Annotated in this window: 23 protein-coding genes; 5 read left to right on the forward strand and 18 right to left on the reverse strand. The window is 46.4% G+C overall.

Features of this window, described 5'->3' with window-relative positions; all coding sequences use genetic code 11:
- From OC443_RS03040 to OC443_RS03125, 18 genes are all read right to left on the reverse strand, one after another.
- The gene (locus OC443_RS03040; RefSeq protein WP_073580924.1) at window positions 1-729 is read right to left on the reverse strand and encodes a FliA/WhiG family RNA polymerase sigma factor; all 729 of its coding nucleotides are present in this window, start codon (window positions 727-729) and stop codon (window positions 1-3) included.
- 9 nt (window positions 730-738) lie between these two features.
- On the reverse strand, window positions 739-1,227 hold the full coding sequence (locus OC443_RS03045) for a flagellar basal body-associated FliL family protein (protein WP_073580926.1): 489 nt from the start codon (window positions 1,225-1,227) through the stop codon (window positions 739-741).
- 23 nt (window positions 1,228-1,250) lie between these two features.
- Complete coding sequence (locus OC443_RS03050; protein ID WP_234976345.1) at window positions 1,251-2,456, reverse strand: flagellar hook-length control protein FliK; 1,206 nt, start codon at window positions 2,454-2,456, stop codon at window positions 1,251-1,253.
- Window positions 2,453-2,773: a LafD gene (locus tag OC443_RS03055; RefSeq protein ID WP_143169251.1), complete on the reverse strand. Its 321-nt coding sequence runs from the start codon at window positions 2,771-2,773 to the stop codon at window positions 2,453-2,455. The genes OC443_RS03050 and OC443_RS03055 overlap by 4 nt, the downstream gene beginning before the upstream one ends.
- Complete coding sequence (gene fliS / locus OC443_RS03060) at window positions 2,757-3,143, reverse strand: flagellar export chaperone FliS (RefSeq protein WP_073580930.1); 387 nt, start codon at window positions 3,141-3,143, stop codon at window positions 2,757-2,759. Before fliS ends, OC443_RS03055 begins: the two co-directional genes overlap by 17 nt.
- 21 nt (window positions 3,144-3,164) lie before the next feature.
- Window positions 3,165-4,529, reverse strand: coding sequence for a flagellar filament capping protein FliD (gene fliD, locus OC443_RS03065; protein WP_073580932.1), 1,365 nt, complete (start codon window positions 4,527-4,529; stop codon window positions 3,165-3,167).
- Between the two features lie 387 nt (window positions 4,530-4,916).
- Window positions 4,917-5,747 (reverse strand): lateral flagellin LafA, encoded by an 831-nt coding sequence (gene lafA, locus OC443_RS03070; protein WP_073580934.1) that lies wholly within the window; start codon window positions 5,745-5,747, stop codon window positions 4,917-4,919.
- Between the two features lie 233 nt (window positions 5,748-5,980).
- Window positions 5,981-7,258, reverse strand: a complete 1,278-nt coding sequence (locus OC443_RS03075) for a TolB family protein (RefSeq protein WP_143169252.1) — start codon at window positions 7,256-7,258, stop codon at window positions 5,981-5,983.
- A gap of 190 nt (window positions 7,259-7,448) precedes the next feature.
- Window positions 7,449-8,726 carry a TolB-like translocation protein gene (locus OC443_RS03080; protein WP_073580947.1) on the reverse strand — a complete coding sequence of 426 codons (1,278 nt, stop codon included), beginning with the start codon at window positions 8,724-8,726 and terminating at the stop codon, window positions 7,449-7,451.
- A 190-nt stretch (window positions 8,727-8,916) separates the two neighbouring features.
- Complete coding sequence (locus OC443_RS03085; RefSeq protein ID WP_143169253.1) at window positions 8,917-10,191, reverse strand: TolB-like translocation protein; 1,275 nt, start codon at window positions 10,189-10,191, stop codon at window positions 8,917-8,919.
- 194 nt (window positions 10,192-10,385) lie between these two features.
- The gene (locus tag OC443_RS03090; protein WP_073580949.1) at window positions 10,386-11,213 is read right to left on the reverse strand and encodes an EAL domain-containing protein; all 828 of its coding nucleotides are present in this window, start codon (window positions 11,211-11,213) and stop codon (window positions 10,386-10,388) included.
- A complete protein-coding gene (flhA, locus tag OC443_RS03095; RefSeq protein ID WP_073580950.1) occupies window positions 11,206-13,299 on the reverse strand; it encodes a flagellar biosynthesis protein FlhA in 2,094 nt (697 codons plus the stop codon). Before flhA ends, OC443_RS03090 begins: the two co-directional genes overlap by 8 nt.
- Before the next feature lie 29 nt (window positions 13,300-13,328).
- Complete coding sequence (gene flhB / locus OC443_RS03100) at window positions 13,329-14,459, reverse strand: flagellar biosynthesis protein FlhB (protein WP_073580951.1); 1,131 nt, start codon at window positions 14,457-14,459, stop codon at window positions 13,329-13,331.
- Window positions 14,456-15,232 carry a flagellar biosynthetic protein FliR gene (gene fliR / locus OC443_RS03105; protein ID WP_073580952.1) on the reverse strand — a complete coding sequence of 259 codons (777 nt, stop codon included), beginning with the start codon at window positions 15,230-15,232 and terminating at the stop codon, window positions 14,456-14,458. Before fliR ends, flhB begins: the two co-directional genes overlap by 4 nt.
- Window positions 15,232-15,501, reverse strand: a complete 270-nt coding sequence (gene fliQ / locus OC443_RS03110) for a flagellar biosynthesis protein FliQ (protein WP_073580953.1) — start codon at window positions 15,499-15,501, stop codon at window positions 15,232-15,234. The genes fliR and fliQ overlap by 1 nt, the downstream gene beginning before the upstream one ends.
- 16 nt (window positions 15,502-15,517) lie before the next feature.
- Complete coding sequence (gene fliP, locus OC443_RS03115; protein ID WP_234976347.1) at window positions 15,518-16,240, reverse strand: flagellar type III secretion system pore protein FliP; 723 nt, start codon at window positions 16,238-16,240, stop codon at window positions 15,518-15,520.
- 48 nt (window positions 16,241-16,288) lie between these two features.
- Window positions 16,289-16,663 carry a flagellar motor switch protein FliN gene (gene fliN, locus OC443_RS03120; protein ID WP_073580980.1) on the reverse strand — a complete coding sequence of 125 codons (375 nt, stop codon included), beginning with the start codon at window positions 16,661-16,663 and terminating at the stop codon, window positions 16,289-16,291.
- Between the two features lie 11 nt (window positions 16,664-16,674).
- Window positions 16,675-17,493: a FliM/FliN family flagellar motor switch protein gene (locus OC443_RS03125; RefSeq protein WP_073580955.1), complete on the reverse strand. Its 819-nt coding sequence runs from the start codon at window positions 17,491-17,493 to the stop codon at window positions 16,675-16,677.
- 861 nt (window positions 17,494-18,354) lie between these two features.
- On the opposite strand from OC443_RS03125, the gene OC443_RS03130 reads away from it, so the two are divergent.
- From OC443_RS03130 to OC443_RS03150, 5 genes are read left to right on the forward strand one after another with little or no spacing between them, the layout of a single operon-like run.
- Window positions 18,355-19,170, forward strand: coding sequence for an OmpA family protein (locus OC443_RS03130; protein ID WP_262021636.1), 816 nt, complete (start codon window positions 18,355-18,357; stop codon window positions 19,168-19,170).
- Entirely contained in the window at window positions 19,170-20,501 is a 1,332-nt protein-coding gene (locus OC443_RS03135) for a sigma-54-dependent transcriptional regulator (protein WP_073580957.1), read from the forward strand. Before OC443_RS03130 ends, OC443_RS03135 begins: the two co-directional genes overlap by 1 nt.
- Window positions 20,502-20,515: 14 nt before the next feature.
- Entirely contained in the window at window positions 20,516-20,902 is a 387-nt protein-coding gene (locus OC443_RS03140; RefSeq protein ID WP_073580958.1) for a flagellar hook-basal body complex protein FliE, read from the forward strand.
- A 3-nt stretch (window positions 20,903-20,905) separates the two neighbouring features.
- Window positions 20,906-22,663 (forward strand): flagellar basal-body MS-ring/collar protein FliF, encoded by a 1,758-nt coding sequence (gene fliF, locus OC443_RS03145; RefSeq protein WP_073580959.1) that lies wholly within the window; start codon window positions 20,906-20,908, stop codon window positions 22,661-22,663.
- A complete protein-coding gene (locus OC443_RS03150) occupies window positions 22,617-23,645 on the forward strand; it encodes a flagellar motor switch protein FliG (RefSeq protein ID WP_073580960.1) in 1,029 nt (342 codons plus the stop codon). Before fliF ends, OC443_RS03150 begins: the two co-directional genes overlap by 47 nt.
- The last annotated feature ends 3 nt before the right edge of the window (window positions 23,646-23,648 follow it).

The raw sequence follows: 23,648 nt of genomic DNA on the forward strand, positions 1-23,648 counted from the left end.
CTAAAGGGACAAGTAGTGATTAAGTTGTTTAAGCGCCTGTTTATGTAACTGACAGATGCGGGGCGGCGTCAGATTGAGGACCAGCGCAATTTCCTGAAGATTGAGTTCATGTTGGTAAAACAGAGTCAGTAATAACTGATCCCGCGTGGAGAGGTTACCAAGCGCCTGTTCAAGACTGCGACGGATGTGTTCATGCTCCATGTCCTGGTAATTTTCATCGATATGGCTTTCCAGTCCGTTTTCAAGCAGTTGATCAAGGCTTTGAATTTCACCGGCCAGTGAGGCATTGAGCCGGTCATAATAATCCTGTTCATCCGTCCCCAGTGCCCGGATGATTTCAGTATCCGTCGGTTGTCTGCCGAGCTGGCGGGTCAGATCACGGGTGACATCATTGAGTTCATGCGCCTGTTGTCTTTTTTTACGCGAGCGCCAGTCCAGACGGCGTAATTCATCAAGGATGGAACCGCGGATCCGGCAGACAGCAAATGCAGGAAAGTTTTCATCATCAATGTTGCCGTAGCGACGGCCTGCTTCAAGTAGTCCGATCAAACCGATTTGCTGCATGTCTTCCACACTGCAATAGGTGTTGGCATGAATGCGCAGCTGATTCACGATCCTTTTGACTAAATGCTGATAGCGGGCCAGCAACTGATTTTCATCGATAGGAACGGAGGGAGCGTTAACTTCCTCCGCTGCTTCATAGCCTTCCTGAAAATGTATATCCAACATGAATGCCCTCTATTGAACGACATATTTGGTCAGAAGCACATCATCAATATCCCGGACGATTTCTGTCTTTTCGAAAGCCATCAGAATGGATTGTTTGACTTCTTTTTGCAGATGTTCGAGCGCTTTTTCACCGTATAAATCTGCATAGGTTTTATTGCTGAAGAGCTTGATTAACGTATTCCGGACCAGCGGCATATAGTTATCAATCGCTTTGATCCGTGCAGGGTGTCGGGTTTCTACGGCCAGTTCCAGCATCACGAAATGATTTTGTTGCTTCTCGCCTTTGACACTCAGGACCACTTTATCCAGCTGATGGAATACCGGCGTGGGGGAGACCGGATCTTCCTTTTTGGTGAAGACGGACATAAAAGAATCTGAACTATTTGCACCTGAGGTCTGTTTTAAATACCAGATACCACCAAAGACGGCTCCGCCGGATACAACCGCGGTCGTGATCAGCATCATCACACACAGAATAATCATTTGTTTTTTGGTCATTGCCTTTTTCCCTCGTTGATGATTCAGGCTTGTGTATTCAGCCAGTGTTCCGAAGTCACTGACGTATGATTATCGTCCGGGTGATGATCACTCCGGGACGCAAATATGGTGGCTTCGTCTTCCTGTCCGGTATAAGACTGGCCTTCACTTTGATGCTCAGAGCCGACGTTGACATCGACATGCATGAAGTTCTGGTTTTGCAGCTCAGTGCGCAGGCGATCAGAAACCTGCATCAATGCTTCTCTGGTAGCGGTGGAACTGGCGTGAATCTGAACATTCAGCTTGTCGCCATCGACCCGGACCATTAAGTCCAGTTTGCCTAATTCAGGCGGATCGAGACGGATCTTTGCTTCCTGCAGATTTTGTTGTGCCTGTAGCGTCACCCGATCGTGCAGAATGCTCAGCATCTGCTCGCCCCATTTACCTGACTGCGGATCAACCCTGACGGCTGCCCACTCTGCGCCACCCGCTGAGGCCGGATTTGCCGTGCCTGCGGTATGCTGTGTCTGGGTGGCTGACGTTGACAGACTTTGCAGCGCTGCACTGGTCGCGGCAGATGGTGTTGCCTGACCTTCCGCTGCCGATACCGACATCAGTGCGGATTTCAATGCGACTTTGTCCGTCTGACTGAGTGCCGCTGAACTCACCGTGAGTTTGTCAGCCTGTGTCAGCTGACTCAGTTTATCTGATGCTGTTGTTGCCGCCGTTTGCTGGCCTTTGAGCTGCTGATTCTGTTCGCCGGTTGTTGCGGCGAGTTTTGCAGAAATCCGGTTGCTGTGCGCATGACTTTCCTGCTCTGCTTTAGAGAGCCGTTGTTGCTGCGCATTGAGAATGTCACTGAGAATTGCCGCAATACCGGAAGTATCTGAAGAATCAGTGACATCCTGCTGCTCTTGTCCCTGACCTGGTTTAGATAAGGAAGACGGTGATAAAGCGGCCTGTTCCTGAGTATAGAAACCCGCCTGCTCACCCGCTATCTGGCCTGCCTGGAATCCCTGACTGGTTTGTCCGGCCGTTTTACTCTGGTCAGTGCGGGTATTTCCGGCACTTTGCTCTGTACTCTGCCGGGAATGTTTCGTCTGCTGACGGGAAACGCTCCGGAAAGCCTGAGTCGTTTTCTGGCTGCTTTCAGCAGCACCGTTACGGGCTTTGCGGACCTGAAAGCCTTGCTGAGTGTCAGTCTGCTGCTGAGCCGGCGATGCTGACGTTAAAATTTGAGTCTGAATCATCTGAGTTCTCCGTCCGGCGTCGCGAGCTGATAGGCAAGTGCCCGTTCCTGCTGCATCCGGACATTATTCATGGTTTGTTCCAGTTCACTGGTTGCCTGAGACAGTTGCTCAAATGCTGCCTGATGAATCGCTTTGATTCTGGCAATCTCGGGGGCGAGACGCGGATCATTCAGATAAGCCTGATGCGCAGCCAGCAGCTCCTGAAGCTGTTGGTCATATCGCATCAGTGACGGCCAGTCCTCAAGTTTGGCCGCGATCTGTATCCGCTGCGCCAGATGGCGAAACCGCTCCGGAGAGACTTTATGCATTCTTGCCAAAATCCATCCACCCTTCGCGGATATTGTTCATCACCCGTTCGACATTGGTCAGATGATCAATATTGTTTTGCACACTGGACTGATACAGCTCAACCTGACAGAAGTCATACAGCTGATGCAGGCTTTCAGCAATTTCGCCGCCATTTTCATCATCCAGCGCACTGTCAAGGCCGACCAGAATATTCATACATTTACTGATGCCCATGCCTTTTTCGGCATAGCGTTTGGCTTCAATATGACCGCGGATACGTTCGACTTCATCCAGCAGGCCATCAATCAGCATCACCACTAACTGGTGCGGATTGGCTGATGCGGCCTGTGCATCCAAATCAACCTGCTGATATGAGTCATAACCTGAGTCCATTAACATAAAAATTTCTCCCGTCTGTGCTTAAGATGAGGATGAAGTTGAAGAAGATGAGAACATCGACATGGTTTTATCCATTTGCGTCAACAGGGTATTCATCTGGGTAAACTGCTTCAGGTAACGCTTGTAAGCCATGTTATAGCGCTCTTCCAGCACAGTTTGTTTATCTTCCAGCCGGTCAATATTTTGTTGCAGGCTGGTTTTGCGTGATTTAAAAATACCGCTGACTGAATCTGTATAAGACTTGGTAATTTCTTCAATCGAATCCAGCAGGTTACCGCTACCGTTAAAGATATTTTCCAGCAGGGTGCTGTTCTCTTTCTGCACTTTGGCGAGCTTGGTGGCATCGAGCTCCATTTCGCCTGTGCGGCTGATGGTGATACCAATATCACTGAGATGCTTGCCATCAAAGGTTTGACGGACAACCCGGTTGACCTGGGATTTAATTGAACGCAGGGTTGGATCGTTGGCCAGAACACCCCGTTCACTGTCATCTGAGCTGCTTTTGCCATATTTATTGAGCGTGGTCATCAGGGTGTTATAGGCTTCAATGAACTTATTCACCTGCGTCTTGGTTGCGTCATCATCAGCACCGACTTTCAGGCTCAGTGATGAGTCACCACTGGTTTGTGCTTTGTTGACCGTCACACTGACACCGTCAATCACATTGCTGAAAGTGTTGCTGCTGTTGGTGAGTTTCAGACCGGAGTTTTGAGCGCCTAACCAGATGACGGCATCTTTGGCTTCTGTAATCTGATTCAGTGAACTGAATGCACTTTCAAACCAGCTTTCCCCGGTACCTGAAGCGGAAACGGAGATGGTGTTGGCAGCCCCCGTTTCTGTACTGCTCAACATAAAGTGTGTTTGCCCGTTAGAACGGACTAAGGTCGCACTGACGCCCGGGTTATCGCTGCTGTTATTGATTGCTTTTACCAGTTCAGCCATGGTGGTTTTACCGTCGCCATCGCTGTCAATGGTCGATAGATCCAGCGTCATGGTGTTGCTGCCAACTGTCAGGTCAAGCGTACCTGTCGCCGGAATTTCTGTATCTGCCGTTAAAGTTGATGGCATGCTGGCTGATACCTGATTGGCAGTCGCGACCTGCTCAACAAAAATCTGGTAATCTCCGGCCAGTGCTGATGAGCTGGCTGTTGCGGTAAAATTGCTCTCAGATGAACTGGTGGCTGCATTGTTTACCACGCTGCTGGTACTGCTGTTCATCGATTTAACCGCAGAGCGGAAATCGTTGAGTGCAGTCTGGACTTTACCCAAAGCCGTTAACTGGGATTGATAGGTACTTTCCTGTTTCTTATACAGGGTTTGAAATGCCTGGACATCATAAGTAGCCAGGTTTTTTGCCATTGAGGCTGCATCTACCGTTGAACTCATTCCGGTCGCTCCTTGTTAATTCAGTTTGCGTACCAGAGAGAAGTCATCGCATTCCCTGATATGCGTTATGATGTATTTGCAATAACTATTCCAGCTCTATTGCTATTTCAAAACAATGGGTTATCTGTTTTTTACTTCAAAAACGGAAGTTTTATTTCCCCATCTGAAGTTCCGCTCTGCTGCCGCAGGAAATAAAACTGATTTGAAAATATAAGGCGACCGAACCGTGAAATAATTAAGCGTCACAGGGGAGAATCGTGGCGGGTTTATGTTAATTTCGGATCATGTTTATCCCTGAACCGGGAATAAAAAATGGCCCCCCGGAGCGGGAGGCCAAAGACCAAATAAATTTGGCATAGATATAGATAAATAAAAGGATCGTGTTGCTTAGCCCAGCAGAGACATCGCAAGGCTTGGCATTTGGTTGGTATTTTGCAGAACTTTTGTACCCGCCTGAACCAGCATTTGGTTTTTAGTCATGTTTGATGTTTCAACTGCGTAATCCGCATCAGTGATACGACCTTTGGCAGCAGAAGTGTTTTCTGAAATGCTGGACAGGTTGTTGATAGTGTGCTCTAAGCGGTTGATGTTTGCACCTAGTTTTGCACGAGCTGTGTTGATAGCGTTAAATAGATCATCAATCACACCAATTTCTGTGTTTGAATCAGTAGCATTCGTTCCAATAGAGCCAATAGTACTCGTGTCGATATTCCCTAGCTCAGTAGTCATATCAAATGCCAGTGTTTCAGTTTTAGAGGCACCAATCTGAAATGTAAGATTAGAAGCCAGTTTACCGCCAACAAGTAGTGTTTCACCAGCGCCATAAGTTGTAAAGTTTAGAATCCGATCCATCTCATTGTGTAATTCTAGATATTCAGCTTGCAGAGCGTCACGTTCATTCTGACCGTTAGTATCGTTCGCTGACTGTGTTGCTAAGTCTTTCATACGGTAAGCGATATTAGTCAGTTCTTCTAGGGCTCCATCAGCTGTTTGCATCATAGAGATTGCATCCTGAGAGTTGCGTTTCGCAACTGTCATACCACGAACCTGAGCTTCTAAACGGCTTGAGATGGCCAATCCTGCAGCATCGTCAGCAGCAGAGTTGATGCGCAGACCAGTACTCAAACGTTCCATCGCAGTAGTTAAAAGATCGTTTGTGCTGCTCAGCGTATTCTGAGTAACCAACGACGCGTAATTTGTGTGCATTGATAAAGCCATCTTAGTCTCCTTGCTTTGTCACTATAGTTGCTTCGTCATTATTCAAGCATCGGGCGATACCCGCTTCTTTGTTCAATAATGAAAGGCGGACACTTACTGGCGGGGATTAACTAAAAAATAAAAAAAACTGAAAATAAATTATTTTTTCGTGAGTGACGGGAATGTTCAGTGGGGCGTAAATTATCAAAAACCCGCGGTGTCGCGGGTTTGGTCTATGCTGAGATTGACTGAGTTTAGTAGTCGTCACTGTAGCAGATATGGGATTCCATTGTGCCCGGCTTTTGGCGGTAGAGGTAGATTTGGGAATCGGGATATGCAGTGGGTTCGCCTTCCAGCAGGTGGCCATTTTGAGAGCGCCAGTACATACCGCTGCCATTGTCGAGTACAGTTGGATCAATTACACGATCTTTAGAAACTTTACCATCAACCTGTGATATTGAAGCCTGATGCATTGTTTGTTCAACGGCATCGTAGTAATAGGCTTGTTTTTGGCATCTGAAGGCAATGGAAGTACCGTTTTCAGAGACCGTGGGGTAGTTACACGTAGTCAGTTTTTTCCCGTCATATTGCATATCGATATCCTGAACATTCGTATCATGACTGAGATCGACTTTCAGGACGCGGTTGGTTACTGTTGAGAATACGGCATATTTGCCATCAATACTGATGGAAGGAAAACTTGCATCAATTGTTTTGCCAGTTTTTGGATCGATGGAAATGAGTTTACTTTTCTTTGTGATACGGTCATAGACATAAATCTGGTAATAGCGATGATTATTTTCCATGCCGGGGATGACATCAGCGATTGCTTTATAAATTAAGTAACGCCCATCACCGGAAATGATTCGTTGCGTTGGTCCGTATGAAAGTTTGAAGTTTGTCAGATTGCCATCAATGTCGTAATTGATTTTTGTTCGGGTGTTATTTGTAACATCCCAAAGGTAGAGATAGTCGTAGCTGGACGTTGAAGTTTCTAAGGCTGGTCCGTTGTAACCGTAGTAAACATATTTTCCATCTTCGCTGACCGCAATTTTATAACTCACAATCACGCTATCCGGTAAGTTGCCATTGATATCCCGGTTGATTACCTCTGCTTTGCCTGTTTTCAGATCATAAAGATACATTAACTTACCTTTATATCCATCACCATCTAACACCAGAAAACGACCATTGGATGTCATTGATCTGATTTTCATCCGGTTGAACTTTGTCTCATCCATTCCTTCTGGTGCAGGAATGCGGCTGACAGAATTATCCAGTGTATTTTTGACATAATGCCCCCAGGTTCCCTCATCATCATAGTTATGTTTATTGCTGGACTGGAATACGACATATTTGCCTGAATAGGTTGCAAAATGGCTGTATTTATACGCGTTATTAAATTCCATTTGTGAGTTGGTTGTCGCACCGTATAACTCAAATTCTTTTTCGGTTTTACCATCAGTCAAATCCATCGTAGCGTAAGCATGCACACTCGCCAGAATCATTGTTGATAAAAGTAGTCGTTTCATTCGTTGTTCCTTTTTGGAAGATATACCGAATAAAACAGGCGACGTAGTGAGAGAATGATTAAATATGAATTTGGTATATTATTCTGATGAATAATATGTCTGATCAATTATTATAAATATTTGTATAAATAAAAAGCAGATGAGGGGTGAAATCATCTGCTTTTTTGGTTTTGCTTGAGTGAGGCTTTAATTAATAATCATCACTGAAACAGATCTGAGATTCAGTGGTGCCCGGTTTTTGGCGGTAGAGGTAGATTTGGTAATCAGCCGAGGAATTCGGTTCACCCGGTAACAGATGTGCTCCGGAAGATCGCCACTGCATACCATTACCCTTATCCAGAACTTGTAGTCCGTAGCGATAAACTGATTTTTTTGAATCGCTGCCATCAATCATTGAGACGGAACCTTTATGCATCTTATGTTCTGTATAATCATATAGATAGACTTGTTTCTCACAGTTAACTGCGAGCGCTAAGCCATTAGAAGATATTGAGGGATATGCGCAATGTTCAAGTTGATTCCCTTTTTCATCTTTAGTGATGATTTCCCTGTGTAATGTGCTTAAATTAACCCGAACGAGTTTTTGTTGGCCCTGAAGATAGGTGACAAATGTTCCATCGATACTTATCGAAGGCATAGAAACCTGAATGTATTCGTTTGTTTCAGGGTCAAATGAAATTAAGCGACTTTTTCCTGTTGTTCGATCATAAATATAAGTATTTGCATTTTTAATTGTATTGTCTACATCGGAGTTTACAAGAGCATTAGTTTTGTAGACTAAGAAGCGCCCATCGCCCGAGATCCGCCGCTGACCATAATTGGAGATAGAAAAGTTAACACTATTACCATTGACATCTTTATTAATTTTTTTTCGGATATTTTTTTCAACATCCCAAAGGTAAACCTGGTATTGCTGTTGTGAGGAATGCTCTAAAGTCGCACCATAGTAGCTATAATAAACATATTTACCATCTTCACTGACGTGAACCCAGTAGCCAGTAATTACAGCATCAGGAATATTGCCATTGATATCCCTGTTGATAATTTGGGCTTTGCCTGTCTTTAAATCATAAAGATATATCAGCTCGTCTCTGTATCCGCTTTTGTCCATAACCAGAAAGCGGCCATTTGCGGTCATTGTCCGGATTGTCATTTTGCTGAATTTTTCATCATCCATTCCTTCAGGTGCGGGGATGCGGGTGACCGAGCCATCCAGCGTATTCTTGACATAATGCCCCCACTTTCCCTCGCTGTTATAGTTGTTATCATGACTTGAATGAAAAACAACATATTTACCTGAATAGGTTGCGAAGTTGCTGTATTTATATGCGTCATTAAACTCATTTTGTGCATTCGCTGTTGCACCATAAAGTTCGTATTGTTTTTCAGTCACATTATCTGTCAGGTTCATCGCAGCGTAAGCATGCACACTTGCCAGAACCAGTGTTGATAAAAGTAGTTGTTTCATTCGTTGTTCCTTTTTGGAAGATATACCGAATAAAACAGGCGACGTAGTGAGAGAATGATTAAATATGAATTTGGTATATTATTCTGATGAATGATATTTTTGATCAATTATTATAAATATTTGGATAAATAAAAAGCAGATGAGGGGTGAAATCATCTGCTTTGTTGGTTTTGCTTGAGTGAGGCTTTAATTAATAATCATCACTGAAACAGATCTGAGATTCAGTGGTTCCCGGTTTTTGGCGGTAGAGGTAGATTTGGTAATCGGGGTAACTTGGTTCTCCTTCGAGTAAATGAGCATTTTTTGCTTGCCAGTACATCCCGTTACCCTGATCCAATACACGAAGGTAGTTCGTTGAATCTGTTTTAGAGTTGTGCCCATCAACCTCAGAGATTGAGCCTATATGTAATTTTTGCTCTGTATAATCGTATAAATAGGCTTTTTCATCACAAGTAAACGCCAGTGCTAAACCTTTGGTTGAAATAGATGGATAGGAGCAGTGTTTTAATTGTTTCCCCTGATTATCCTGACTTATGATTTCCCGATGAAGACTGCTCAACTCAACCCGGTTGATTTTATCAAATGCCTGAATATATGTAGCGAATTGACCATCAATACTGATTGAGGGCATGGTTGCCTGAATCCATTGATTGGTGTCAGGATCTACAGAAAGTGTATGGCTTTTACCTGTTGTGCGATCATAAAGGTATATTTGCATTTTATTTTTATTGCCATTGACTCTCTCAGCATCAACGTCGGCATTGGATTGGTAAATCAGATAACGCCCATCCCCGGAAATACGCCTTAGCCCATGAGTGTATATTGTCATTGAAAAATCATCACCATGAATATCTTTGTTAATTCTTGTCCGGGTGTTTTGATCTACATCCCAGAGATAAACATGATTCATTTTTGGTGAGGAATGCTCTAAAACCGGACCATTGTATCCGTAATATACGTATTTCCCATCTTCACTGACCAGAACTCTGTAAGTTGGGGCTTGAATATTGGGAATATTGCCATTGATATCCCGGTTAATGAGTTTGGCGACACCGGTTTTAAGGTCGTACAAATATACCATTTCGTCGCTATATCCACCTTTTCTTAAAACTAAAAAGCGACCATTGGCTGTCATCGAGATAACCGCCATTTGTTTGAATTTATCTTCGTCCATGCCTTTGGGAGCCGGAATTCGGGTAATGGAGCCATCTAATGTATTTTTGACATAATATCCCATTTTCCCATCACTATCATAATTGTGGTTGTTTCCCACAAAGAATACGACATATTTCCCCGAATAGGTCGCGAGGCTATTTCTGACAGAAGCATTATGAAACTCTCCCTGAGCATTTGCTGAAGCACCGTAAAGTTCGTATTCTTTTTCAGTACCGCTGTCGGTTAAATCCATCGTAGCGTAAGCATGCACACTCGCCAGAATCATTGTTGATAAAAGTAGTCGTTTCATTCGTTGTTCCTTTTTGGAAGATATACCGAATAAAACAGGCGACGTAGTGAGAGAATGATTAAATATGAATTTGGTATATTATTCTGATGAATAATATGTTTGATCAATTATTATAAATATTTGTATAAATAAAAAGCAGATGATGGTGAAATCATCTGCTTGATTGATCGTAAAACTGGTTTTATGTGATGTGATTAAGACCAGAAGTCTTCTTTTTTCTTCTCATAAGACTGGAATGAAAGCGGGTTGGGCAGATCGGTCAGATAGCCAAAATACAGGCTCGCACCAAGTAACTTGTACTGGTTCAGTTCAGCCTGGCTGGCGACTCTGCCGGCCACCCATTTGGTTTTTTGCTGGCGCAGAAAACGCATGATCGGCAGGAACGCACTGCGATCTTCTTTGGTTGCCATCGGCACTGATATTTTGAGCATGTCCGGTTTCAGGGAGGGCACATACTGTAAATTAGCTGACGGATTGTTGATTTCAATCCAGACCGGGAACGGGTTATCCTCGTCTTTACCCCGGATGAGCTGAACCAGCATTTCCGCATCTTCTTTTGAAACCGTGGAACAATCCAGTTGCAGTGACAGGATGACATGCAAAAAGATCTTCTTGTGGAAACGCGCCACCTGTTCCAGCATGGTTTTTCCTGGTCCCCATAACAGCGCTTCGGCCCGGATTGGCAGCACGACACTGTTAATTAAATCCGGGTGAAAAGTTTCCGTTTGAAATTGTGCCTGACGCAGGGCAATGATCAAACTGAACAGATCCAGACAGTAAGAGAACTCCTCCGATAAATCATACTTGTACACATTATTTTCATCTTCGGATCCATAACGAATCGTCAGATGCTGATATTCAATGTCATCGTCGAAGATGTCCCTGATCGGCTGACATGCATGCTGAATGTCATTTTTCAGAAAAGCATCAAAGATCAACTGATCATCTTCAGTGACGATTTGCTCTTCTATCTGTTTACGCAAAAAGCGATATAGCGATTGATTCGAAGTGAGATTAGCCAAGGTTTCCTACCACATTTATCTGTTTATTTTCGGGAATTTCGTTATATGACAATACCGCCAGTCCTTGCGAGAAAGTTCGCGCATAACGGGCAAGCAACGGCCTGAGCTGCGGCATAACCAACAAAATCGGTGCCAGACCCTGTTGCTTTAATTGTTGCTTAATCAGTGGCAGATTTTGCTGGAACTGGTTGAGAATATTCGGCTCAACCGGGAAACTGTCAAGCAACACACTACCACTGGCCTGGGCCTGTTGCAGTGAGGTGAGTAGCATTTGTTCTAATTCATCGGAAAGTGTATAGACAGGAATTTCCGGTTTTTGGCCGGCGATCATATTGACCAGCGTTCGTTTCAGGGCACAGCGAATATCTGCGGCCAGCAAAATCGGATCCTTGGTATTTTCAGAAGATTCCAGCATGGTATTAGCGATGGTGCGGATATCTTTCAGCGGCACCTGATCCAGCAGTAGCTGACGGAACACTTTCAGCTGTTGCGCCGGGCGCAGGGCTGCATCGAGCGCTTCAGCCAGTTTCGGCGCCTGCGCGGCCAGCCGCTGCTGCATTTCATTGACGTCATCATGATTAAACAGCTCAGACAGATAGGTTTTCATCACCTTACTGATATGCGTGGCAACCACCGTTGAATCATCAACCACCTGATAACCCATATTCAAGGCTTTGGCTTTCTGATCATGCTCGATCCAGACGGCCGGTAAATTATAAGCGGGATCACTGCCCAGAATGCCGTCGATTTCCCCGTAGGTTTCTCCGACAGCAATTGCCATCAGGCGATCCGGCTCGATCGTTCCCTGCTCGACAATTTCACCATTGAGTGCAATGGTGTATTGATTGGGTTTCAGGCTGAGGTTATCCCGGATCCTCACTTCAGGCAGCAGAAATCCGGCTTGTTCTGAGAGGTTTTTACGTACTCCCCGGATCCGCTGTGTCAGCGGGGCGCCCTGATCTTTATTGACGAGGTGAACCAACCGGTAGCCTAATGCCAGCGCCAGCGTATGGACGTGAGGAATATCATCCCAGGACAGCGCGGCTTCGGTCTCCTGCTGCATGGCTTGCGAAATGGCTTCGACTTCCTCTAACTGTTCATCATGCAGCGGATGCTTCATTTGTCGCCATCCGGCAAATGCCAGCACTGCGGTAAAGGTGAAGAACGCCAGATGTGGCATGCCCGGCACCATACCGATCACCAGCATGATACCGGCAACGGTAAACAGAGTCGCCGGTGTTGCCAGTAACTGCCGTTGCATGGTCTCAGCCATGTCATTGTCGCTGTCATTGATCCGGGTCACGATAATCGCGGCCGCAGTCGCCAGTAACAGCGACGGAATCTGAGCCACCAGACCATCACCGATGGTCAGCAATGCAAATGTTTTAAATGCTTCTGAAGCGGGCAGACCGTACTGGAACACCCCGATACTGACACCACCAATGATGTTGATGAACAGGATCATCAGACCGGCAACAGCATCCCCCCGGACAAATTTGGAGGCACCGTCCATCGAACCGTGAAAATCCGCTTCGTTAGCGACTTCCCGGCGACGCTGCCGGGCCGCTTCCTGATCGATCAGTCCGGCGTTGAGGTCCGCATCGATAGCCATCTGTTTGCCGGGCAGGGCGTCCAGCGTAAAGCGGGCTGATACTTCAGAGATCCGCTCGCCACCTTTGGTGATCACGACGAAGTTGATGATCATCAGAATGATGAAGACCACCATACCGACGACATAGTTACCACCGATAACGACTTCACCAAATGCCTGAATGACCTTACCGGCCGCATCGCCACCATTGTGACCTTCTAAAAGTACAATCCGGGTAGAAGCGACGTTCAGCGTCAGACGAAGCAGTGTGGCAATCAGCAGGATGGTCGGAAAAATCGAGAAATCCAGCGGTCTTTTTGCTGTGGTACTGACCAGCAAGACCAGGATTGCCAAAACGATGTTGAAGGTGAATAACGCATCCAGCAGCAATGGTGGCAGAGGCAGAATCACCATTGCTAACACCATCAACAAGACAACAGGAATGCCGAGGTATCCCTTTTTCGAGCTTTGAAGATGTTTTAACCGGTCTAGCATGCTTACAGGTCCTTGATTTTATGACGTTGTTAGTGTTTTAAATTGTCTGGAATTGAAAAACGCGGCAATGGCAGCGGCTTTTCGCCCTGACCATGACGGAATGCTTTGAGTTGCAGCACATAAGTCAGAATATGTGCCACAGCAATATACAGCTGGTTCGGAATTGCCTGCTCAATGGCTGTGGTGTAATACACAGAGCGGGTGAGCGGTGGAGAATGAATGATCTCAACCTGGTGATCCCGCGCGACACGCTGAATATGCATCGCAGTTTCATCAACGCCTTTTGCGACGACAAACGGGGCTTCGGAGATCTCCGGATCATATTTGATTGCAACCGCATAGTGGGTCGGGTTGACGATGACCACATCGGCCTCCGGCACCATTTTATCGATTTTTCTCCGGGCAAACTGTTGCTGAATCTGGCGGATCCGCTGTTTGATCTCAGGACGCCCTTCGTTATTTTTATACTCTTCTTTGAGCTCCTGCTTGGTCATTTTCAGCCCCTTCATGTGTTCCCAGTTTTGATACGGGATGTCAATCACGCCAAAAATCAGCAGGGCAAACCCCATCAGCAGCAGGCCTTCAAACAGAATGCTCATAATCAGGGTCACGCCCTGATCGAGTGGCAGGCGCTGAAGGCCAATCAGCGGCTGTAAATGATTATCAAGATAAACGTAAAGGATGCCGAAGATGACGCTGACCTTGAGTGCCGATTTCACCAGCTCCACGGCTGAACGGGATGAAAAAATACGTTTTACACCGCTGATTGGATTGAGTTTACTCATCTTGGGCAATAAAGAAGCCGGGCGGAACATCCAGCCTCCCAGTATCATACTGCTGGCAACCGTGACGACGATGATGACAATAAACATGGGCATCATCATTTCAATGATGATGCCCAGACTGTTGCCCAGATGTTCAACCATCTGCTGTGGGTTATTCAGATCGCTTCTGGTCAGTGACATATTGAAGCGGAACACACCACTAATGTATTCCCAGATCACCGGCAGCTGGCTGTAAAAATAAATCGCCACAGCCATAAAAATGGTTGCTGTGGTGAACTCTTTTGCCCGGGGAATCTGACCTTCCTGCCGGGCCTTTTTAATTTTCTGGGGCGAAGCCTTCTCGGTTTTATCCTGACTGGATGCCTGATCGCTCATGTTCCCCCCAGCATTAAACGGTCCATATACCTGAGTGTGTCGTGTACCAGTGCCGTATAGCGTCCGGGAACCCCGGAGACAGAAATCAGCACACTAAACAGACCCAGTAACATGGTCATCGGAAAGCCCAGCGCGTAAACGTTCAGGCTCGGGGCTGCCCGGTTCATCACCCCGAAACTGATGTTAGCCAGTAGCATGGAAACGATGGCTGGCAGCGCAAGGGCAAGGGCGGAAGTAAACATCCAGCCAAATACAGAGATGACGCCTTTTAACGATAAAACAGTAATGCCGGAACCGACCGGCCAGACCTGAAAGCTTTGAATCAGAATATCAATGATGAGCAAATGTCCTTCAAGCGCCAGAAACAGCAGGGTACTGAATACAGCGAATAAGCGCCCGAGAACTGCCACCGACTGACCATTGATGGGATCGTTCATCATGGCCATACCCAGACCCATTTGCAGGGAAAGGATCTGGCCCAGCATTGTGAAGATGCCGAATAACATGTGCAGAATCAGGCCGAATAAAATCCCCCAAATCGCCTGTTCAAAGGCAAGAAACAAGGACGTCAGGGACATCAGATCTACCGCCGGCATCGGCGGCATCAGCGGCGCGGTCATGGTGACGATGGACAGCACCAGCAACGAGCGCACCCAGACGGGAATCATGCTATTGCCGAAGAAGGGCATCGATAAAAAAGCGGCCCCCAGGCGGAAAAAGGGCCACCAGAGTTGCCCGAGCAGGCTGGAAATCTGTGCGAAAGAGATTTCCATCAGCCAATCATCCCCGGAATGTTGTGAAACAGATAATCAAACAGGTCCATGATCTTTTGCAGCATCCAGTGACCGGTAAAGATCACCATCAGCAGCGTGACCATCAGACGGGGAAGAAAGCTGAGTGTTTGCTCATTGATTTGGGTGGCTGCCTGAAAAATTGCAATACCAAGACCGACAATCAATCCGGGTACGACCAGCACACCCACCATGGTGATCACAGTCCAGACTGCATTTGATATCAGAGTAACCGTTAATTCAGGTGTCACAGGCAACCTCTCTGCACTATCCGAAACTGGCCGATAATGTACCGACGGTCATTGCCCATCCGTCAACCAGAACGAAAACAACCAGTTTAAAAGGTAAGGAGATAATCAACGGAGACAGCATCATCATCCCCATGGCCATCAAAACACTGGCGACGACCAGATCGATAATCAGAAACGGAATAAACAGCATAAAGCCGATTTGGAATGCTGTTTTCAGCTCGCTGATCACGAAGGCCGGCAGCACAACAGCAAAAGAAATATCTTCGGCTTTTTGATCTACCGGTTCATTAGCGATCCGCAACATCTGTTCCAGTGCATTTTTCTGTGTCTGGGCCAGCATAAAATGCCGTACCGGCTTTTCAGCCGTTTTAAATGCCTGCATCAGGGTGATTTCACCGTCATCGTAGGGTTTGAAGGCATGCTGATAAATATCAGACCAGACCGGGCGCATAATCAGAATGGTTAAAGCCAGCGCAATACCGGCCAGTACCCGGTTTGGCGGGGTTTGTTGCAGTCCCAGCGCTTGTCTGAGAATCGCCAGTACGACAATAATCCGGGTAAAACTGGTTGCCATCAAGATAAAGGCGGGCAGGAAGCTTAATGCTGTCATTAGCAACAAAATTTGCAGCTTAACACTGTATTCCTGATGACTCTCACCATCCGAAACCGTGAAAAGTGTCAGGCCGTTATCGGCTGCAAATGAAGAATGCGCCAGCAAAAGCAGCGCAATCCCCATCATCCAGTACCACAAAAAGGAACGTTGTTTTTCCATCGCCTTTGAAGTCCGTTATGCTTCAACAGATGATAGTGCAGTATCAATCACATCGATCAAACGCAATCCATATTTGTCATTTACAACCACCACTTCTGCGTGACCCAGTAATGAACCATTCACTTTGACATCCAGTGGTTCACCATTCATTTTATCCAGCTCAATCACTGAGCCTTCTCCCGCTTTCATCAGATCGCCCAGCGAAAGCTCTTTACTTGCAACTTCAAGGGTGACGGTGACCGGGATATTTTTAAAAAAATTCAAATCATGTCCGGCATGTTGTTGTACCGGCTCTGCTGATGTTGCAGCAGTGTCGAAGTCTTCAAGCTGAAAGTCATCGAAATTAATGTCTTCGCCATCAATCGTTGTTTTTTCTGCATTATCACTCATGATCGTGTCAGTCATCTTTGAGACTCCTTAGTTGGGTTTAAAGTCAACACGAGTTGCCCTTCCTGCTCAAAAACACGTCCGGAAAACAGGTGTTCATTGCCAATATTTACGGGAACTGTCGACAAAAGTTCAATGGGAAGAATATCGTCAGGTTTTAAGCTCAGAACATCACTTAAAGGCAGTGTTTTCTTGCTGAGAAGCACATTCAGGCGCACGGGGGTTGCTTCTAAAGAACGGTGTAACTGAGGAGAAAGATCCTGAGCCGGATCCAGATTAAGTTCGTTGATCAGCGTCTGAACCAGATTGCTTTCGATGATCAGTGCAAGGTGACCGGCATGATCGCCATATTTGATGGTCGCAACTGCGCGAAGCCCGACATCACTGCCGATCTCACTTTCGCTGACTTCCCACATTTCACCCGGCGCAATCCACTGGCTGACTAATTTACCGATGCGTTCCTGCAATCTGAGATCGCTGGAAGTTAATGTACTTTCCTGCCTTTCTACATCAGCAGCATAAAAGCGGTCTGCCAGTTTGACTAACGTCGTATTTTCTAAACTGACAAATAAAGTACCGCCATCCTGATGTTTAAACTGTGTGACTGAGTGTTTGTCAATGTCTGCTGGTTTCAGCCAGTGTAGTTCGACAAATTCAAGCTTCACATCAATTTGATGGTTTTTAAGCCAGTTCTGTAATTCGGTTGCCAGCTTATTACATGACCCGGAAATAATTGTTTCCAGTTTTTCCCGGATCAAATGTACAGGCTTTCCCAATAACTCCACATTCAGAGGCCGAACCTCCGGAACTGGCGTATTGTTTTTCATTTCCATTTGTATTTTACCGTGCGTTAACAATGGATAAAAGAGTAACTTAATTAAGTGAACTGCAGTTTACACAGAGTTTTTAAAAAGTTTTTACTAAATTTTTGTGTCGGATTATAAGTTTGTGACTTTAGTTCATATGTTGGCGTCAAACATCATTTTAATACTTCAAAAAATAATAGAAAGGGGGTAACTTACTGTTCCAAATAATATAGATAAGTACAAAAGATAATCAGTCAGATATATTTTGTACAATAATATACAAAATTATAAACAAAAATATTCGTAATAACCGATTTCATAAGAACGCCAGGTACATTTTATTTATGGCTGAATTTTATACTCAAACAACCTGAAGATGCAGGTTTCAGTGAGATTTGTCAGGCTCAGAGACAAGGCACTGATTTGTAAACATAGTCATTCTACGTTGAAAATCAGTCACGCCGTATCAAAGCCAGACAAAATCACCCGCAGGGCTTGAGCTGAAAGGCTCATTTCTGTGTCAGGAGAATTTGAAAAGTGGGGACATTCCTGCATTCTCTTTCCTTGAACTGTACCTTTCGGCTACACGCTGAATCATGCATCTTCAGGTTGCCTGGACATAGTGTTGTAATTAGCCGGTTTAGAGCTAATGCTATAGGTATAAGTTATTAATAAATAAAATTAATAATGCCTGGTGTGCTGTTTTTTAAGGTGTGTAGTATGAGGTTATATGCCAGAAAAAAATACGCTGTGGCATATTTATATAATGAAATAATGTCAGGCTGTGGTAAGAAGTACTTTTGTTACTTTTTTGTAAGAATATATTTTGCCATTGCGATTGTATTTTTTTCTAGTTCATGTTTTGCGCTTCAGAATATTAAAATTCCTATGGATTTATCATCATGGGGATATTCTGGAACTCAGGTGAAATGTACATTAAATCACCTGGGTACTTCCTATGGGAAGTTTTATTTCCGCTCTTTACCTAATGACCAGTTATCATTTGAATTTCATTTAAATAAACAATCTCAGCACTGGACCTCTGCAACCTTATCAAAGGTCAGCCCACCGTGGGTTGAGCCTGCTTTAACTGTGCCGGTAACAACGGCTCAGAAAGGCGCTTCCGGACGGTTTTCATTCCGCCGCAATATTAAGTCGTTATTGCAGGATATTGAGCAGGGACAGTGGATTCAGGTGATGTTAAGCGGAAAAGAAACTTCCGCCTCCGAAACTGTCACTATTCCGTTAGTCCGGATTCATCAGGCGCTGAAAAACTTTCAGTCTTGCCGGAGCCGCCTGCCTGCGATGTCTTACCGACAGGCAAGAACGGTAGTGTTGCACTATATCAACGGTCAGCGTCATTTATCTGCCGGTCAGCTGCGGCAGCTGAAAGACATGGTGACTTATATCGATGTCGATTCCCGTATTCAGCACATCCTGATTGATGGTCATACCGATAATGTTGGTTCTTCCATCACGAATCTGAATTTATCCCGCTCCAGAGCTGAAGAAGTTGCCGCGGTACTGAAGAAGTACGGGGTGAAGTCTGCATTAATCCAGGTCAGAGCACATGGTTCACGGTATCCGGTGTCAGGTAATCATACCGCTGAAGGTCGGGCGAAAAACCGCCGTGTAACCATTCGTCTTGTTCGTGATAATGAACAGGTTGTCTCCCGGAAAACCACTCAGAAGAAGGTTCAATAATGACGAATACAGATATTTTGTTGGTTGAGCCCAATGAACATTTTTCTCAACCAGTCATTGAGGTGTTAGAAAGCGCAGGATACAGCGTGCGTCATGCACGCACGGGGCGCGGTGCATTGCTTGAAGAAAAAGCAGCGATTACCGTTGTTAGTTCTGATTTGCCTGATATGTGTGTTCGTGAATGGGTGGCGTGCCATCAGAAACAGGCAGACTGCGGTGTTGCTATTGCAATTGTTGAGCAGGATCAGAGCCTGCTGGCGGCGGAAACTATGAAGGCGGGTGCGACTGATTATTTACTGCGTCCTTTCGAGTCAAATCAATTGCTGAGTTTATTACGCCGGGTCGAAGCGCTGGGTAAGCCGATGGCCAATATTGTGGCGGAATCATGGCGGAGTAAACAGGTCCTTCAGCTGGCTCACAGGGCTGCCTGTACCAATGCCAGTGTCCTGATTTCCGGTGAATCCGGTACCGGCAAGGAAGTGCTTGCCCGTTATGTGCATGAGCAATCGACCCGTGCTGATGGTCCGTTTATTGCGGTGAACTGTGCGGCGATTCCTGAATCGATGCTGGAAGCGGTGCTGTTTGGTCATGTCAAAGGGGCATTTACCGGTGCAGTAGCATCGCAGAGCGGTAAGTTTGAAGAAGCCAACGGCGGTACAATTTTGCTCGATGAGATCGGAGAAATGTCTCCGGCGGTGCAGGCAAAACTACTGCGGGTACTTCAGGAACATGAAGTCGAACGGATTGGCAGCCACAAACCGGTTCGTCTGGACATCCGGGTCATCGCTGCCACCAATAAAGACCTGCGCGAAGAAGTGCAGAAAGGTCATTTCCGTGAAGATTTATATTACCGGCTGGATGTATTACCGCTGTACTGGCCGCCTTTGCGTGAACGCCGGGAAGATATTCTGCCGATCAGTCAGTTCTTTATCCGTAAGTATCAGGATGGCAGTCAATGCTATTTATCTCAGGATGCCCGGCAGGCTTTAAGCCAGTATCACTGGCCGGGAAATATCAGAGAACTGGAGAATGTCGTCCAGCGTGCGCTGGTGATGCGTCACGGTGATTGTATTACCGCCCAGGATTTAATGTTGTCGGCAGAATTTCAGCCAGCAACGGCTGCTGTGGAATCCGGCCCGGTATTTGGTCATGTTGAGGCGAAGAAGCAGGCAGAATATCAATATATTTTAGATAAATTACGTCAGTTCGGTGGTAACCGGACCAAAACAGCGAATGCCCTTGGTGTTTCAACCCGGGCGCTGCGTTATAAACTTGCGGCGATGCGGGAACAGGGAATCGATTTACAGTCGGCACTGGGCTCAGCTGCCTGAACGGAGATACAAAAATGGCAAATCAATCAATGAATAATATAACTTCAGCAGAGCAGCTGATGCTGTCCAAAATGGACATGATGCGGGCAAAAGCTCAGCCTGATTTTATGGTGAGTGCAAATCCGCTGGACAGCAAATTACCGGAGAGCAATTTACTGGCAACTCAGCCATTAAATCAGCCTTTGTCTTTCTCTGAAGCCATGACCCGGGTTTTGAATGTTGTTGATTCACATCAGGCTATCGCCAGTGAAAAAATGACAGCTGTCGAAACCGGAAAAAGTGATGATCTGGTCGGTGCAATGATTGCCAGCCAGAAAGCAAGTTTGTCTTTCGATGCTTTATTACAGGTGCGTAATAAGGTTGTTTCTTCCTTTGAAGATATCATGAAAATATCGGTGTAAATTATGGCTGAACTTTCAACTCATGTGGCTGGTGCTGCAGCGGGGACCGCCTCTCCGGCCCAACCCGTGAATTCAGACAACATGGATAACCTGACGCGTAAGATGAAGGACTTATGGTCGAGCAGTCAGCGTAATCTGGTACTGTCTGCCGTGCTGGCAACGATTGTTGCTGCAATTATTGTGGTTGCCTTGTGGAGTTCTGCCCAGAGCTTCCGTCCTTTATACAGCCAGCAGGAACGGTTTGATATCGGTGATATTATTTCTGTGCTGGAGTCTGAAGGCATCAGTTACCGGCTGCAGGAGCAAAATGGTCAGGTGCTTGTGCCGGAAGGTCAGGTTGCTCATACCCGGATGCTGCTGGCAGCGAAAGGCGTGAAGGCCAAACTGCCGACCGGACTGGATACGCTGAAAGATGACAGTTCTCTCGGTACCAGCCAGTTTATGGAAACGGCCCGTTACCGTCATGGTCTGGAAGGTGAGTTAGTCCGCACGATCATCTCTTTGAACGCGGTGAACAATGCCCGGGTGCATTTAGCCATTCCCCGTGAAACCTTATTTGTCCGCCAGAATGGTGAGAACCCTACTGCGTCTGTGATGCTGGAGCTGAATCCGGGTGATGATCTGAAACCGGAGCAGGTTGAAGCGATTGTAAATCTGGTTGCGGGTAGTGTGACCGGCATGAAGCCGGAATTTGTGTCGGTGATTGACCAGTATGGCCGTTTGCTGAGTGCTGATATCGGTTCTGCGGAATCAGGCAAAGTGAATGCGAAGTTTCTTGAATATCAGAAAAATGTCGAGAAACAGGTTATCCGCCGGGCAGCCGATATGCTGACGCCGATTGTCGGGCCAAGTAACTTCCGGGTTCAGGTTGCTGCAGATATGGATTTCAGCCGGGTTGAAGAGACCAGTGAAGTGATGAGCGATGATCCTGTGGTGCGCAGTGAACATACGATCAATAACAACTCGGTGGATCAAATTGCTCTCGGTGTTCCGGGCTCATTAAGTAACGAGCCGCCGGTCACCGGAGAAAAACCAACCAAAGACAGCCAGAACACCAATGCCCGTTCTGAAGTGAACCGTCAATATGCTGTAGGCAGTAAAGTACGCCGGACGCAATATCAGCAGGGTCATATCAACAAACTGAGCATTTCTGTCCTGCTGAACTCTGCGGTTGCGCCAAACGGAACGGCCTGGACAGATGAAGAGAAATCTCAGATCAGCGACATGATTAAAGAAGCGGTCGGCATGACGACAGCCCGCGGAGACAGTCTGAGCCTGATGAGCTTTAACTTCACCCCGGTTGAGATTGAAGCGCCGCCGCAGATTCCGTGGTGGCAGGATCCAACCGTGCAGCAGCCATTGCGCTATGTAATTGGCGGTATGTTAGGGCTGGCGATGATCTTCTTTGTATTGCGTCCGTTGGTGATGCATCTGACCGGGGCAGATCGTCGTGATCAGGAAGCAGAAGCCGCCGCTGAACAGGATGATACGGTTTACGATAACCTGCAAACACGTGAAGAGCGTGAACGTGAAGAAGCGTTGAACCGTCGTCTGGCAGAGAAAGGGATATCAGCGTCCAACGGACTGGATGTCGGTAGTGATATGTTGCCGCCGCCAGGATCGCCGCTGGAAATTCAATTGAAACACTTACAACTGATTGCAAATGAAGAACCGCAACGGGTTGCCGAAGTACTGAAACAATGGGTGAATGTTAATGAACACAGCAGAGTCGACGCAGGCGAAGAAGCAGAACAAGCTTAATCCTGTTGAACAAACCGCACTGGTTTTACTCGGCATGGGTGAAGATGCCGCAGCGAAAGTGCTGCGTCACTTCAGCCGGGATGAAACACAGAGAGTCACCCGTGCGATGGCAAAATTAAGCGGGATCAAAAGTGATAACGCGCACCGGGTCATTCAGAGTTTCTTTGATGACTTCCGTCAGCACAGCGGGATTCGGGGTGCTTCGAAAGAGTATCTGTCCAATACCTTACGCAAAGCTCTGGGGAATGATTTGGCCAAAGGGTTGCTGAATAACCTTTACGGCGATGAAATTCGTAACAATATGCAGCGTTTACAGTGGGTGGATGCGGAAATTCTTGCCCGCTTTATTGCGGATGAACACCCGCAGATGCAGGCGATTTTCCTGGCTTATCTGCCGGCAGACAGCTCTTCCGAGGTGCTGAAACATTTGCCTCAGGATTACCATGATGAACTCTTGTACCGGATTGCCCGGCTGCAGGATATCGACCATCAGGTGGCGAATGACCTCAATGACCTGATTGAGCGTTGTATCGAGCAGGTTTCTGTCACCCAGAGTGCACCGCTTTCCGGCGTGAAGCAGGTTGCGGATATCATTAACCGCTTCCAGGGCGATCGTGCTGCACTGATGGAAATGCTCAAACTGCATGATGAAAATGTGGTTGAAGAAATCGAAGAGAACATGTTTGAGTTCCTTGTGCTTGGCCGTCAGACCGAAGAAACAATGGATCGTCTGGTTCAGGAAGTGCCACTGGAATTGTGGACTGTTGCATTGAAAGGTGCCGATATTTCCCTGCAACAGGCGATTAAGCGCTCAATGCCGCAGCGGATGGTGAAAGCCCTTGAAGATGAGATGCAGGTTCGTGGTGCGTTACCACTCAGCCGGGTTGAACAGTCTCGTCAGGAAATCATGCAGATTGTCCGTGAACTGAGTGATTCTGGTGAAGTTGAATTATTGCTTTATCAGGAACCAACCGTGGAGTAAGTG

The sequence above is a fragment of the Vibrio quintilis genome, from assembly GCF_024529975.1.
Lineage (GTDB): Bacteria > Pseudomonadota > Gammaproteobacteria > Enterobacterales > Vibrionaceae > Vibrio > Vibrio quintilis.